This is a genomic window from Terrihabitans aquatilis (genome assembly GCF_052542005.1).
Genome location: NZ_JBOCUO010000001.1, coordinates 1,066,069 through 1,079,765, shown reverse-complemented (window position 1 = coordinate 1,079,765; position 13,697 = coordinate 1,066,069). Strand labels below are relative to the sequence as shown.

General features: G+C 64.8%; 17 protein-coding genes and 1 pseudogene. 9 read left to right on the top strand and 9 right to left on the bottom strand.

Annotated elements, in window-relative coordinates; genetic code table 11:
• The first annotated feature begins 58 nt into the window (after nt 1–58).
• From ACQ6S1_RS05585 to ACQ6S1_RS05570, 4 genes are read left to right on the top strand one after another with little or no spacing between them, the layout of a single operon-like run.
• A complete protein-coding gene (locus ACQ6S1_RS05585; protein ID WP_445040145.1) occupies nt 59–346 on the top strand; it encodes an aa3-type cytochrome c oxidase subunit IV in 288 nt (95 codons plus the stop codon).
• Nucleotides 346–1,485 (top strand): Re/Si-specific NAD(P)(+) transhydrogenase subunit alpha, encoded by a 1,140-nt coding sequence (locus tag ACQ6S1_RS05580; RefSeq protein ID WP_445040144.1) that lies wholly within the window; start codon nt 346–348, stop codon nt 1,483–1,485. Before ACQ6S1_RS05585 ends, ACQ6S1_RS05580 begins: the two co-directional genes overlap by 1 nt.
• 5 nt (nt 1,486–1,490) lie before the next feature.
• Nucleotides 1,491–1,952 carry a proton-translocating transhydrogenase family protein gene (locus ACQ6S1_RS05575; RefSeq protein WP_445040143.1) on the top strand — a complete coding sequence of 154 codons (462 nt, stop codon included), beginning with the start codon at nt 1,491–1,493 and terminating at the stop codon, nt 1,950–1,952.
• A 5-nt stretch (nt 1,953–1,957) separates the two neighbouring features.
• A complete protein-coding gene (locus tag ACQ6S1_RS05570) occupies nt 1,958–3,352 on the top strand; it encodes an NAD(P)(+) transhydrogenase (Re/Si-specific) subunit beta (RefSeq protein WP_445040142.1) in 1,395 nt (464 codons plus the stop codon).
• Nucleotides 3,353–3,490: 138 nt separating this feature from the next.
• On the opposite strand, the gene ACQ6S1_RS05565 is transcribed toward ACQ6S1_RS05570, so the two are convergent.
• From ACQ6S1_RS05565 to ACQ6S1_RS05545, 5 genes and pseudogenes are all read right to left on the bottom strand, one after another.
• On the bottom strand, nt 3,491–4,354 hold the full coding sequence (locus tag ACQ6S1_RS05565; RefSeq protein WP_445040141.1) for a tetratricopeptide repeat protein: 864 nt from the start codon (nt 4,352–4,354) through the stop codon (nt 3,491–3,493).
• Between the two features lie 142 nt (nt 4,355–4,496).
• Nucleotides 4,497–4,709: pseudogene (gene rpsU, locus ACQ6S1_RS05560) on the bottom strand (30S ribosomal protein S21); the annotation flags it as partial.
• 133 nt (nt 4,710–4,842) lie between these two features.
• Nucleotides 4,843–5,928 (bottom strand): 5-(carboxyamino)imidazole ribonucleotide synthase, encoded by a 1,086-nt coding sequence (locus ACQ6S1_RS05555; protein WP_445040140.1) that lies wholly within the window; start codon nt 5,926–5,928, stop codon nt 4,843–4,845.
• Nucleotide 5,929: 1 nt separating this feature from the next.
• Complete coding sequence (purE, locus tag ACQ6S1_RS05550) at nt 5,930–6,427, bottom strand: 5-(carboxyamino)imidazole ribonucleotide mutase (protein WP_445040139.1); 498 nt, start codon at nt 6,425–6,427, stop codon at nt 5,930–5,932.
• A 79-nt stretch (nt 6,428–6,506) separates the two neighbouring features.
• On the bottom strand, nt 6,507–6,695 hold the full coding sequence (locus tag ACQ6S1_RS05545) for a DUF3606 domain-containing protein (RefSeq protein WP_445040138.1): 189 nt from the start codon (nt 6,693–6,695) through the stop codon (nt 6,507–6,509).
• 160 nt (nt 6,696–6,855) lie between these two features.
• Between ACQ6S1_RS05545 and ACQ6S1_RS05540 the strand changes: the two genes are divergently transcribed.
• Both ACQ6S1_RS05540 and ACQ6S1_RS05535 read left to right on the top strand, forming a co-directional pair.
• Nucleotides 6,856–7,839 carry a flagellar motor protein MotA gene (locus ACQ6S1_RS05540; protein ID WP_445040137.1) on the top strand — a complete coding sequence of 328 codons (984 nt, stop codon included), beginning with the start codon at nt 6,856–6,858 and terminating at the stop codon, nt 7,837–7,839.
• Between the two features lie 3 nt (nt 7,840–7,842).
• Nucleotides 7,843–8,865 carry a peptidoglycan -binding protein gene (locus ACQ6S1_RS05535; RefSeq protein WP_445040136.1) on the top strand — a complete coding sequence of 341 codons (1,023 nt, stop codon included), beginning with the start codon at nt 7,843–7,845 and terminating at the stop codon, nt 8,863–8,865.
• Nucleotides 8,866–8,881: 16 nt separating this feature from the next.
• On the opposite strand, the gene ACQ6S1_RS05530 is transcribed toward ACQ6S1_RS05535, so the two are convergent.
• Nucleotides 8,882–10,687 (bottom strand): ABC transporter transmembrane domain-containing protein, encoded by a 1,806-nt coding sequence (locus ACQ6S1_RS05530; RefSeq protein WP_445040135.1) that lies wholly within the window; start codon nt 10,685–10,687, stop codon nt 8,882–8,884.
• 199 nt (nt 10,688–10,886) lie between these two features.
• Here ACQ6S1_RS05530 and rpmE point away from each other — a divergent pair, with 199 nt between their 5' ends.
• Nucleotides 10,887–11,114, top strand: coding sequence for a 50S ribosomal protein L31 (gene rpmE, locus ACQ6S1_RS05525; RefSeq protein ID WP_445040134.1), 228 nt, complete (start codon nt 10,887–10,889; stop codon nt 11,112–11,114).
• 72 nt (nt 11,115–11,186) lie between these two features.
• Here rpmE and rcdA read toward each other — a convergent pair whose 3' ends face one another.
• Nucleotides 11,187–11,708: a protease adaptor protein RcdA gene (gene rcdA / locus ACQ6S1_RS05520; RefSeq protein WP_445040133.1), complete on the bottom strand. Its 522-nt coding sequence runs from the start codon at nt 11,706–11,708 to the stop codon at nt 11,187–11,189.
• A gap of 252 nt (nt 11,709–11,960) precedes the next feature.
• Nucleotides 11,961–12,161, bottom strand: a complete 201-nt coding sequence (locus tag ACQ6S1_RS05515; protein ID WP_445040132.1) for a DUF1192 domain-containing protein — start codon at nt 12,159–12,161, stop codon at nt 11,961–11,963.
• 188 nt (nt 12,162–12,349) lie between these two features.
• Between ACQ6S1_RS05515 and ACQ6S1_RS05510 the strand changes: the two genes are divergently transcribed.
• On the top strand, nt 12,350–13,075 hold the full coding sequence (locus ACQ6S1_RS05510; RefSeq protein WP_445040131.1) for a DUF1013 domain-containing protein: 726 nt from the start codon (nt 12,350–12,352) through the stop codon (nt 13,073–13,075).
• Between the two features lie 21 nt (nt 13,076–13,096).
• Here the strand turns inward: ACQ6S1_RS05510 and ACQ6S1_RS05505 are convergent, their stop codons facing one another.
• On the bottom strand, nt 13,097–13,285 hold the full coding sequence (locus tag ACQ6S1_RS05505; RefSeq protein WP_445040130.1) for a YdcH family protein: 189 nt from the start codon (nt 13,283–13,285) through the stop codon (nt 13,097–13,099).
• 188 nt (nt 13,286–13,473) lie between these two features.
• On the opposite strand from ACQ6S1_RS05505, the gene ACQ6S1_RS05500 reads away from it, so the two are divergent.
• Complete coding sequence (locus tag ACQ6S1_RS05500; protein WP_445040129.1) at nt 13,474–13,686, top strand: YdcH family protein; 213 nt, start codon at nt 13,474–13,476, stop codon at nt 13,684–13,686.
• Nucleotides 13,687–13,697 lie beyond the last annotated feature (11 nt).

Below are 13,697 nucleotides of genomic sequence, written 5' to 3'. Positions count from 1 at the left end.
CGAGGGCCAACCTTTCGGATAAAGCCGCAAGCGGGAATAGTCCGGAAGGAGAGGGACCATGGCCGATCACGGCAGGACCGAATACGCCACCGCAACCGGCAATGATTATGCCGAGCACGAATCGACCTATCACAACGTGATGAAGCTCACGAAAGTGGGCACGATTCTCGTTCTGGCCTGGGTCGTTGGCCTGGCCATTTTCGGCACTGTGGGTTCGACCTTCTGGCTCGGTGTCGCCCTCGTCCTCTCCATCGTCGCCGGCGTGATCGGTGCAGCGCGTGACAGCGCCGTGCCGGGCATGATCGTGCTTGTTCTCCTGCTCTTGGTGTGGGCTCTGCTCGTCTGATGACATTTCGCATCGCCGTTCTCGCCGAGACCGACGCCCAGGAAGGGCGCGTCTCCGCTACTCCTGAAACCGTCAAAAAGCTGAAAGCCATGGGCGGGGAGGTTGCGGTCGAGGCCGGCGCCGGCCTGCGCTCCGGCATCCGCGATTCCGACTTCGAAGCCGCCGGCGCCACGATCGTGCCGTCCACGGCGAAGGCGGCCACCGGCGCCGACGTGGTGCTTTCGGTCCGCCGTCCCACGGTGGAAAAGCTGACGGGCATCAATCCCGGCGCCATCGTGCTGGCGGCCGCCGACCCCTACGGCAACGAGGCCGAGCTGGCGAAGGTCGCCGAGACCAAGGCCTCGCTCGTGGCCATGGAGCTGGTGCCCCGCATCACGCGCGCCCAGGTCATGGACATCCTGTCTTCGCAGGCAAACCTCGCCGGTTACCGCGCCGTGGTCGATGCCGTTGCCGAATATGGCCGCGTGTTCCCCATGATGATGACGGCGGCGGGCACCGTGCCGGCCGCGCGTGTTTTCGTGATGGGCGCGGGCGTTGCCGGCCTCCAGGCCGTCGCCACCGCGCGCCGCCTCGGCGCGATCGTGACCGCGACCGACGTCCGGCCTGCGTCCAAGGAGCAGGTTGAATCGCTCGGCGCGAAGTTCATTGCTGTCGAGGACGAAGAGTTCAGGCAGGCGGAGACCGCTGGCGGCTACGCCAAGGAAATGTCGGCCGAGTACCGCGCCAAGCAGGCCGAACTGGTGGCCAGCCACATCGCCAAACAGGACGTGGTCATCACCACCGCGCTCATTCCGGGCCGCCCGGCGCCGAAGCTCGTGACGGCGGCCATGGTCGATTCGATGAAGCCCGGCTCGGTGTTGGTCGATCTCGCGGTCGAGCGTGGCGGCAATGTCGAGGGCGTGAAGCCCGGTGAGGTCGTCGAGCGTAACGGCGTCAAGATCGTCGGCCACGTCAACATGGCCGGCCGTCTCGCGGCCAGCGCCTCGGGCCTCTATGCCAAGAACCTGCTGGCTTTCCTCGATCTCGTGATCAAGGACGGTCAGCTTGCCGTCAACTGGGACGACGAGATCATCAAGGCCTCGCTGCTGACGCGCGACGGCGCCGTCGTTCACCCGAACTTCCAGTCCAAGGGGGCCTGAATTCGATGCAGCCTCAACTTCTAGCTCAGGCGCTGACGCCCGATCAGGCGGCCGCCCGTGCGGCCGAGGCCGCGGACGCCGCACGCGCCGCCGCCGATGCCGCCCAGGCTTATGCCGATGCGGCGGGCGATGCGATCGGTGCCGGCGTTCATGTCGCCACCGGCGGCGCGATCGACCCGTTCGTGTTCCGCTTCGCGATTTTCCTGCTGGCGATCTTCGTTGGCTATTACGTGGTGTGGAGCGTCACGCCGGCCCTGCACACGCCGCTGATGGCGGTGACCAACGCCATTTCGTCGGTTATCGTGGTGGGCGCGCTTCTTTCCGCAGGCGTCGATCTGACCGGTGGCAGCGGCCCGGTCTGGGCCCGTGCCCTCGGCTTTTTCGCCCTGATCCTCGCCTCGGTGAACATCTTCGGCGGGTTCCTCGTCACGCAGCGCATGCTGGCAATGTATAAGAAGAAGGGCTGACCGGCGTGACCAATATCGCCCAATTCCTCTATCTCGCAGCCGGCGTCCTGTTCATCCTGGCGTTGCGCGGCCTGTCGCATCCGACGACGTCGCGCCAGGGCAACATGTTCGGCATGATCGGCATGGCGATCGCGATCGTCACGACGCTCGTCATCTCGCCCCCGTCGGACGGTATGGCCTGGGGTCTCGTCATTCTCGGCATCGCCATCGGTGGCGGTGTCGGCGCGTTGATCGCCAAACGCATCGCCATGACCGACATGCCGCAGCTCGTCGCGGCCTTCCACTCGCTGGTCGGTCTCGCGGCGGTGCTGGTGGCGGCCGGCGCGCTCTATGCGCCGGAAGCCTTCGGCATCGGCCTGCCTGGCGCCATCCATGGCAGCAGCCTGGTCGAAATGTCGCTCGGCGCAGCCATCGGCGCCATGACGTTCACCGGCTCCATCATCGCCTTCCTGAAGCTCGACGGACGCATGTCCGGCAAGCCGATCATCCTGCCGCAGCGCCATCTGCTGAACATCGGACTGGCGGCTGCCATCGTGGTGCTCATCGGCGTTTTCGTGGCGACCGAAAGCCATGTGGTGTTCTGGATCATCGCGCTGCTGGCGCTGATCATCGGCGTGACGCTGATCATCCCGATCGGTGGCGCGGACATGCCGGTCGTCGTGTCGATGCTGAACTCGTATTCGGGTTGGGCGGCAGCGGGCATCGGCTTCACGCTGGGCAACCTCGCGCTCATCATCACGGGTGCGCTGGTCGGCTCCTCGGGCGCCATCCTGTCCTACATTATGTGTAAGGGCATGAACCGCAGCTTCGTCTCGGTCATCCTCGGCGGCTTCGGCGGCGAGGCGGCGGCCGCCGGTGGTGCGGTCGAAGCGCGCCCTGTGAAGCAGGGCTCGGCGGACGATGCGGCCTTCATCATGAAGAACGCGGAGAAGGTCATCATCGTGCCGGGCTACGGCATGGCGGTGGCGCAGGCCCAGCACGCCGTGCGCGAAATGGCCGACGAGCTGAAGAAGGAAGGCGTCGAGGTCAAGTACGCCATCCATCCCGTCGCGGGCCGTATGCCCGGCCACATGAACGTGCTTCTGGCCGAGGCCAACGTGCCTTACGACGAGGTGTTCGAGCTGGAAGACATCAACGGCGAGTTCGCCCAGGCCGACGTGGCCTTCGTGATCGGAGCCAACGACGTGACCAACCCGGCCGCAAAGACCGACCCGTCCTCCTCGATCTACGGCATGCCGATCCTGGACGTGGAGAAGGCGAAGACCGTCCTCTTCATCAAGCGCGGCATGGGCTCCGGCTATGCCGGTGTGGAGAACGAGTTGTTCTTCCGTCCGAACACGATGATGCTGTTCGGCGACGCCAAGAAGGTGACGGACTCGATCCTCAAGGGTCTTGCCTGATCATCACAGGCCAGGATGCAGAAAAGGGCGCCGCGAGGCGCCCTTTTTGTTTGGAATGATCTTTGAGGGGCTCTGAAACAGCGTGCCTGTTCCTGACGGCCAGCGGCCGAAGGCTCCGCCGGCCGTCAGGCTCGCGGTTCAGTTCGTCAGGCTGTAGGAGACGCCCGGCTGCCCGCCCACACGGGCGAACGCGGTGCGGGCGCGTTCGTCGTTCGGCGACAGCTGAACGGCGCGTGCATAGGCCGCGCGGGCGTTCTGCTGGTCGTTCATCCGCTCCGATGCCGTGCCGCGCGCGTACCACGCATCGGCATTCTTGGGATTGGCGGCGATGGCGGTGTTGAGATCTTCCAGCGCGGCCTTGGGGTCGTTCATCTCGAGATAGCTCATGGCGCGCGCGATGTGGGGCGGAGGCGCCGAGGCATCGATCGTGATGGCGCGCGTGAAGTCCTCGATGGCGAACATGTGCTGGTTCTGCGCCTGCTGGACCAGTCCGCGATTGTGGTAGGCCTGCGCGCTCTGGCGGTCGATGTCGATGGCGCTCTGATAATCCGCCAGCGCCTGAGGATATTGTCCGGCTTGGCGATAAAGATTGCCGCGGCCAACATAGGCCAGGGTGTAATTCGGATTTGCTGCTATGGCGCGACCGTAATCGGCGATGGCCTGCTGGTTCTGCTTCAGCCCGGCATAGGCGAGAGCGCGATTGAAATAGGCCTGCGCAAAGCCCGGATTGATCCGGACGGCGGCGTTGAAATCGGCAATCGCTTCCTTGTACTTGCCGGCACGGGCAAGCGCGGAACCGCGTGTGTTGTATGTTTCCGGATCCTGCGGATTGCTGGTCACCGCAGTGGTCAGTGATGCCACATCGACCTGGGCACTGGCGGCCACTTCGGGGTCGATCCCGGCCATCTGACGCGAGCCAGCGCCGCAGCCGGCCAATAGAAGAGCGCACCCGGAAAGGGCCGCAGCCCCCTTCAGCGAAAAGCGGGACACAGAAACGGACATGAACGATTTTCCCCCGACCATCTTCAAATGCGCCGCCATTGCGGCAACATCGGGACAGGAACGAGAAAAGCGCCCGCGGATCACCGGGGCGCTTTGAGCTCTTTCTTCAGCACCTACCGCTTGATCAGCGGGCGGCCGGCTTCTTCATGGGGATGAGGCCTTCGCGCTGGGCGCGCTTGCGAGCCAGCTTCCGGGCGCGCCGCACGGCTTCCGCCTTCTCGCGAGCCTTCTTCTCAGACGGCTTCTCGTAATGACCGCGCAACTTCATCTCGCGGAAGATGCCCTCACGCTGCATCTTCTTCTTGAGCGCCTTCAGCGCCTGATCGACGTTGTTGTCACGAACAAGAACCTGCACGGGCAGCCACTTTCCTAAAATCCGGAGATACAGCAAAGGCCGGAGCGCCGAGGCGTCACCGCAGCCTTCTGCCTGATTGAGGAGTGCGTCTACCAGACGAGTCGCACTTTGTCCACCTTGAGCGACGTCTTTCTTAATCTTCTCGGGTCACGCGATTGACGTGGCCCATCTTGCGGCCGGGCCGTGCTTCGGCCTTGCCGTAGAGATGAATACGAACGCCCGGCTCGGCGGCGAGTTCGGCCCAGCGATCGACGTCGTCGCCCAAAAGATTGGTCATCACGGCGCGGCCGAGACGGGCGGTGTCGCCCAACGGCCAGCCGGCAATGGCGCGGATGTGCTGCTCGAACTGGCTGGTCACGGCGCCGTCCTGCGTCCAATGGCCGGAATTGTGGACGCGCGGGGCGATCTCGTTGACCAAAAGGCGCTCGCCACCAGCCTGGGCGACCACGAACATCTCGACGCCAATGACGCCGACATAATCCAGCGCCGCGGCGATGCGGCTCGCCATTTCGCCCGCCTGCTCGCGTGCGGCGGGGGAGAGACTGGCCGGCACGGTCGATGTGTCGAGGATGTGGTTGCGATGCTGGTTCTCGGTGGGCTCGTAGGCCGCGATTGTGCCGTCGCGCCCGCGTGCGGCGATGACGGAGATTTCGCGCTCAAACGGCACGAAGGCTTCGAGCACGGAAGGCTGGCCACGCACCGCCGTCATGCCCTCGTCGATGCCGATGTTCTCGCGCATCATGATCTGCCCCTTGCCGTCATAACCGAAACGGCGCGTCTTCAGGACGGAAGGGCGGCCAAGCTCGTCGATGGCGGCCTGCAGGGAGGCTGCATCCTCCACGGCGCGGAAATCGGCGATCGGGATGCCCAGATCGCGCAGGAAAGACTTTTCCGCCAGGCGATCCTGTGCGACGGCCAAGGCGCGGGCGCCGGGAAACAGCGGCTTGCGGGTAGCGAGGATCTCGGCCGTGCGTGTCGGAACGTTCTCGAATTCGTAGGTGACGAGATCGACGCCGTCCGCAAAGCGGACAAGGGCCTCCTCGTCCTCGTAGGCGGCCTGAACATGATGGGCGGCGACATCGAAGGCCGGGCTTCCCTCGTCAGGGCAGTAGATGTCCACCTTGAAGCCAAGGCGCGCCGCATCCAATGCCAGCATGCGGCCGAGCTGGCCTCCGCCAACGATGCCGATGACGGAGCCGGGAGGCAGATGACCGGCCATTTCAGGCCTCGTTCACGGGTGCTTCGGCGATGGCCGCCGTCTGCCGTGCCCGCCAATCGTCCAACCGGACGGCGAGGGCGGGATCGTTCAGGGCAAGGACGCTGGCGGCAAGCAGCGCCGCATTCACCGCGCCGGCGCGGCCGATGGCCAGCGTTCCGACCGGAATGCCCGCAGGCATCTGGACGATCGAAAGCAGGCTGTCCATGCCCGACAGCGCCTTCGTTTCGACGGGAACGCCGAACACGGGGAGCGGCGTCATCGAGGCCGTCATGCCGGGCAGATGGGCTGCGCCGCCGGCGCCCGCGATGACGACACGGAACCCCTGATCGCGCGCCGTGCGGGCGAATTCGTAGAGCCGTTCCGGTGTGCGATGGGCGGAGACGATGCGCGCATCGTGGCCCACGCCGAGCGCATCGAGCGTCTCGGCGGCGTGCTGCATGATTGCCCAATCGGACTGGCTGCCCATGATGATGGCAACAGGGCACCCCTGATCCGTCATGCAGAAATCCCCTCGCTGGCCCCGAAAATGAAGGCGCGGACTATAGGGAGGGGCTTTCCGAAGGGCAAGGCAGGGTGGATCAGGCCTTTTTCAGATTTTTCACGGCGGCCTCGAGGTCCGTGCGCTTGTTGCCGACCTGCTTGATCAGGCTGAGCGTCTGCTCCTTGGTGATGCCGTGCTTGCGGGCGAAATATTCGACTTCATGGTCCTGCCCGGCGGCCACACGCTCGTTGTCGCTCTTGCTGTAATTGGGATTGTCGCTCGACATATCTGCCTCCTGGGGAAGCGGTTGCAATGTTCCTAGAATCCGCTCGGGTGGGGCAGGGTTCCATTTCGGGGGAATTTCGTGTCATCGCGCTTCGCAGAGCGTCGTTTCCATGATGCCCCTGCTTCGCTAAGCTCCGGCGCCAAAGAGGGAAGCCGCCCCCATGTCCGTTGCCGAGTTCGATCCGTACAAATTGTCGTCGCCGCGGGTGTTCCTGCTCCGCATGGTGGTGTTCCTCGTGCTCGCCGCCTTCGTGGCGCTGGTTCTGTACGAGCAGATCTTCCGGGCGTTCATGGCCAATCCGGGCCTCAACGGGCTCATCTTCGGCGTGCTGTTCATCGGCATCGGGCTGGCGTTCCGGCAGGCGGTGCGGCTGTTCCCCGAGGTGCGCTGGGTCAATGATTTCCGGGTGTCGGACCCCGGACTTGCGCTGCGTGATGCGCCGGTGCTGCTGGCGCCGATGGCCTCGCTTCTGGGCAACCGGCTTGGGCGGGCGTCGATCTCGACATCGACGCTGCGGTCGATCCTCGATTCGCTCAGCACCCGCCTCGACGAGGCGCGCGATATCGGGCGCTATCTGACCGGGCTTCTCGTCTTTCTCGGCCTGCTCGGCACGTTCTGGGGCCTTCTGGAGACGGTGTCGTCGGTCGGCGGCGTCATCGGCGGCCTTCAAGTGGAGGGCGATGCGGGCGTGATCTTCGAGGATCTGAAGCGTGGCCTCGGCGAACCTCTGTCGGGCATGGGCATCGCGTTTTCGTCCTCGCTGTTCGGCCTTGCGGGGTCGCTGGTGCTCGGCTTCCTCGATCTGCAGGCGGGGCAGGCGCAGAACCGGTTCTACAACGAGCTGGAGGACTGGCTCTCCGGCACGGTGGCCGATGCGCGGATCGGCGATGAGGACGGCCTCGAGTTCAACGGCAACGGCAATGCCGATGTGGCCGCGGCGCTGAACAGGCTGGCCAATCTGCTCGGACAGGACGAGAGCCGCGATGCCGCCGGCATGGGGCGCCTGACGGAGGGCGTGCAGGGGCTGATTCAGCACCTGCGGGCCGAGCAGGCGCTGATTCGGGACTGGATGCAGCGGCAGGCTGTGCAGACCGAGGAATTGCGCCGGCTGATCGCCGAGCGCCAGTCCGATCGCGCAGGCTGATCCATGGCCAGACGCCGGGGGCGGGAACGCCATATCGATTACTGGCCGGGCTTCGTCGACGCGCTGTCGACGTTGCTCATGGCCATCATCTTCCTGTTGTCGGTGTTCGTGGTGGCGCAATTTGTGCTGTCGATCGCAGTGACCTCGAAGGACACCGCACTCGATGCGCTGAACGCGCAGCTTGCCGAGCTGACGGAATTCCTCGCGCTGGAGCGGTCGTCGAAGCGCTCGATCCAGGACGAACTGGCCTCGCTGCAGGCCAGCCTTGCGGGCGTTGAGGCCGAGCGTGACCGGCTGCGCGGAGAGGCAAGCACCGGAGCCGGACAGGCGGCGGCTGCCGGCAGCCGTGCCGAAGCGCTGACCAGCGAGTTGAGCTCGCAGAAGGAGATAACGGGACGCGCGCTCGCTCAGGTAGAGCTTCTGAACCAGCAGATAGCGGCGCTGCGGCGCCAGATCGGCGCGTTGGAGGAGGCTTTGGAAGCGTCCGAATCGCGCGGCCGCGAGAGCCAGGCGCGGATCGCCGATCTTGGCTCGCGGCTCAACGTGGCGCTGGCGCAGCGGGTGCAGGAACTCGCGCGCTACCGCTCCGACTTCTTCGGGCGTTTGCGCACCATCCTCGCAAACCGGCCGGAAATCCGGGTAGTGGGCGACCGCTTCGTGTTTCAGTCGGAGGTGTTCTTCGAGGGCGGATCGGCGGCCGTTTCACCGTCGGGCCTCGAACAGCTCGACAAGCTGGCGGACGCCTTGCTGGAGCTGACCCGCGAAATTCCCGACGACATCAACTGGGTGCTGCGTGTCGACGGGCACACCGACAAGAGGCCGCAGCGCTCGGCGATCTATCCGTCGAACTGGGAATTGTCGGCCGGACGCGCCATCGAGGTGGTGAAATATCTCGTCTCGCGCGGGGTCTCCCCGCAGCGGCTGGTGGCCGCCGGGTTCGGCGAGTTTCAGCCGCTCGACAATTCCGACAGCGACGAGGCCTATGCCCGCAACCGGCGCATCGAGCTGAAGCTGACCGAACGCTGAGGATTGGGTCGGCGCCTCAGGCGTCGGCACCGGCGACGAGGCGTCCGTCGAACTGGAGCTGGGCAAGGCGGGCGTAGAGCCCGTCCCGCGCCACGAGCTGGGAATGGGTGCCTTCCTCGATCAGGCGTCCCTCTTCGAGAACGAGGATGCGGTCGGCCTTCAGCACGGTAGCAAGGCGGTGCGCGACCACGAGCGTGGTGCGGTTCTTCATCAGCCGCGCGAGCGCGTCCTGCACCAAGGTTTCACTTTCGGCATCCAGCGCGGATGTGGCCTCGTCGAGCAGTAGGATCGGCGCGTCGCGCAGGATGGCGCGGGCGATGGCCAGCCGCTGGCGCTGGCCCCCCGAAAGGGTGACGCCGCGTTCGCCGACCTGGGTGTCGTAGCCCTCGGGCAAAGCGCGGATGAAACCATCGGCGGCCGCATCTCGCGCGGCGGCTTCCACCTCGGCATCGCTGGCGTCCGGGCGGCCGAAGCGGATGTTCTCGCGTGCGCTCGTCGCGAAAACGATCGGATCCTGCGGCACGAGCGCGATTCGGCTGCGCAGGTCCGCCAGCGAGGCTTGAGCGATATCAATGCCGTCGATGAGGATGCGGCCAGCCTGCGGATCGTAGAAGCGCAGCAAAAGATGGGTGAGCGTGGATTTGCCCGCGCCCGACGGGCCCACGACGGCAACGTTCTCGCCGGGCCGGATCGTGAGCTCGATATCCTGCAGAACGGGCGATTGCGGACGCGCGGGATAGGCGAACCGCACCCCGTCGAAACGGACTTCGCCACGCGGCGGCTCGAGCATCTTCTGCGGCTGCGGCACGTCCTTGATCGCAGGAGGCACAAGCAGCAATTCGTTCAACCGTTCTGCGGCGCCCGCAGCCTGCGAGATATCGCCGTGCACCTGCGAGATCTCGCTGAGACCGCCGGCTGCGAACACGGTGTAGAGGACGAATTGGCTGAGCTGGCCTGCGCTCATGCGGCCGGCCAGCACGTCGGTCGCGCCCCACCACAGAATGGCGACCACGCTGCCGAAAACGAGGAAGATGACAACGGCCGTCAGAAGCGCGCGCGTGGCCATGGCCGAACGCGACCCCTCATAGGCGCGCTCAACCGCTTCGCCATAGCGATGGTTCAGGCCCAGCTCGGCCGTGAAGGCCTGCACGGTGCGCATCGCGCCCAGCGCCTCGGTGGAGAGAGCCGAGGCGTCCGCGAGATTGTCCTGCGCCGCGCGTGAGCGGCGGCGCACTGCGCGACCGAAGGCTACGAGCGGCAGCACGATCAGCGGGATCGCGATCAGGATCAGACCTGAAAGATGCGGGGAGGTGACCACCATCATGATGGTGGCGCCGATGAACAGGAAGAGATTGCGCAAAGCGAGCGCGATCGAGGCGCCGAACGTGGTCTTGATGAGCGTGGTATCGGCCGACAGGCGAGACACAAGTTCGCCCGCTCGGGAACCGTCGTAGAATTGCGGCGAGAGGCGCGTGAGATGTGCGAAGACGGCGGTGCGCACGTCCGCCACCACGCGTTCGCCCAGCGTGTTGACGAAATAGAAGCGCGAGGCGCTGGCGATTGCGAGCAGGCCCGCCACCAGCAGCATGGTGCCGAAATAAAGATCGACCAACCCGCCTTCCGAGCTGGTGAAGCCGAAATCGATGATGCGGCGAAGCGCAAGCGGTACGACGAGCGTGATGGCGGAGGCCGCGAACAGCGCGAACAATGCGAGCGCGATGCGTCCCTTGTAGGGGGCCACGAAGGGCGCCAATCCCATCAGCGGCTTGAGGCGGCGTTCGGCGGGCGCGCCGTCTTCAGCGGTCTTTGTCTTTCGTCTCATGGCTTTCCTGTCCGGGCCGGGACCATAACGGGCCAGCGGTCGAGGGCAAGTCGGATCATTCCGTAGGCCATGCAGCCCGGGCTCTGCAAACCGTGCCGCTGCGGCTTGCGCGGAGGCGAGCGGTGGGATATAGGGGCGCCTTCCTGTTTCTCGAACACCGAGGGCGTGCGTGATCGCGCGTCCGCGCCGTGAGGCGGCTATGAAGCGCGACATTCATCCCGATTACCATTTCGTGAAGGTCGTGATGACCGACGGCACGGAATATCTGACCCGTTCGACCTATGGCAAAGAGGGTGACACCCTCCAGCTCGACATCGATCCCAAGACCCACCCGGCCTGGACCGGCGGTCAGCAGCAGCTTCTCGACCGCGCCGGCCGCGTGTCGAAGTTCGCCGCTCGCTTCGGCTCGATCGGCAAGCGTAGCTGATCTCTGCCGCTTCGGCAGAAACAGAAAAGGCCCCGGTTTCGACCGGGGCCTTTTCTGTTTCGTTGAGGTGCTTCAGGCGCCGACGGCGAACGCGGTCCGCAGCAGATCCAGCTGGCTCTCGATGGGATTCTTGCCGCCGGAGGCCGATTGTGTATCGAACGAGCGCTCCAGCAGCTGGACGCGTTCCTGAAGGTGCTCGGTGCGGGCAACGAGATCGCGCAGGCGCACGGGCAGAGCGGCAAAAGATTCGGCCGGCAGATTGGACCGGCCGTTGGCGAGCTTGACCTTGCTTTTTTCCTGAACGGCTTGTTCAGGCGGCATTTCGCCGTCATTGGCGGCGCGCTGGATCAGCAGCCAGGAGGCGATCTGCATGAGACGCGTGGTCAGGCGCATGCTTTCGGTGGCGTAGGCGAGGGCCGTGGCGCGCGACAGAACGCGGCTTTCCTCACGTCCGTCGCCATCCAGATAGGCCGCCGTTTCCTCGACCAGCGTCATGCCTTCGCGGAACAGGTTCCGGAAGCCATCGGAGGCCAGAAGTTTTTCGTTGAAAGACACGAACGGCACCTCTTCGGCGCGGCCGGACATCTCGTTCATGCTCTTATCCGCTGAATCGGCGTCCGCCCCCGGAACGCCGGGCTACACTGGCCCGAGGGCCGGAACATGAAAAGTACAATTTTAACGAATGGTAAACGAAGCGGCCATCCTGTGGACAGCTCCCGACGAAAATGAGCCGCCTGACCGGCGGCTCGAAGGTTTGACAGGGAGACTGAACAATCCATGCTCGGCTCCAGCATTCGGAGCAGACTGATTAGGCGCCCCGAATGGTTAACAGCGTATTAACCGAAATCAGCCGCGCGAACCGAACAATTGATCGGCCGCGCTGAGATGGGCGGCCTTCTGCGTTCGCGCCTGGTCCAGGCGTTCGATCTCCGCGCGCAATGCCTCGATGCAGGCCGAGATCTCGTCGACCGAGAGATCCGACAAGGGCATCCCGATCGCGAAGGCCGGACGGGGAACCGGAAGCTCGTCGGTGAAATCCGTATTCATGGCGCTCCTCCTGATGCTGCTTCGAAAGTCCACGCGCAGAGAATATGGCGCGGCGCCGACTAATCGACCCGAAACCGCGTCAACCAAATTGCTTCGCGTGTGACGAAGACTTATATTCCGTCCATTCCGGTCATCGTCGATGTACCATCGCTTCGCCCAGACGGCGGAGCCTACAGGAGAATATTGCCATGGCGAATGCGCCGCTGATGCCGAAGGCCACGGCCGTCTGGCTCGTGGACAACACGTCGCTGACCTTTGGGCAGATCGCCGATTTCTGCCACCTCCACGAGCTGGAAGTGAAGGCGATCGCCGACGGTGACGCCGCGCAGGGCATTCGCGGGATCGACCCGATCTCGGGCGGGCAGCTGACGCGCGACGAGGTCGAGCGCGGCGAGGCGAATTCGGCCCATCGCCTGAAGCTGCTCGAATCCAAGGTGAAACTGCCCGAGGTGAAGCGCCGCAAGGGCCCGCGCTATACGCCGGTCTCGCGCCGCCATGACCGCCCCAATGCGATCCTGTGGCTGATCCGGAACCATCCGGAGCTGAAGGAGGCGCAGATCATGCGGCTCGTCGGCACCACCAAGACGACGATCCAGTCGATTCGCGACCGGACCCATTGGAACACGGCCCAGCTGTCGCCGATGGACCCCGTCACGCTGGGGCTGTGCTCGCAGCTCGATCTCGATCTGGAAGTGACGCGTTCGGCCAAATATGCGCCGGCCCGGCCTGACGTCGCGGAAGAGGGCGAGACCCTGCTTCCCACCGAGATCACCACGGCGTCGGAGACCTCGCCGTTCGGAGATTTCGAGCGCCGCGCGCCCAAGCCGGAAGAAGAAGAGATCGATGTCGATTCCGTGTTCGCGAAGCTGAAGAATCTGCGCGGATCGGAAGACGAGGATGAGGAAGAGCGCTGAGCGCTCTTCCTCCCAAAAAATTCAGTGAAGGGTGGGACGCTCCTCGCCCGGTTTCAGGCGCGTGATCTGATCCTTGATCTTGAGCTTGCGCCGTTTGAGCTCCTGGACACGGACATCGTCCACATTGGGGTGAGAGAGTTCGGTTTCGATCTCACGCTCGAGCGCCTCATGCTTCGATTCGAGCGATGTCAGATGCGAAGATACGGACATTCCATCTCCTCCTGTGTGTTCACGACAGCAGCATGACACCGGCGTCGCGATGTGTCGATTCGACCTCAAGAATTTGACGATGCTTTGGCAAACGCGCTGCTTGATGAAAACATGCAGCGGGGCGATAATCGTCTGATCCGCCGGCGGAACTGGAAACGCGCCGGTCCATCCGGGAACAGCAGCCACACATGGTTCAGGACGAAGACGAAGAAGGCGTCCTGCGCGCTGAGCTCGCGCGCCTGGAGGAAGAGCACCGCGATCTCGATGCCGCCATCACCGCTCTGGAGCGGATCGGAAATTCGGACCGGCTTCAATTGCAGCGGCTGAAGAAGCGCAAGCTCGTCCTGAAGGACCGCATCTCCTATCTGGAAGACACGCTGACCCCGGACCTCATTGCCTGACGGGCGCGGCT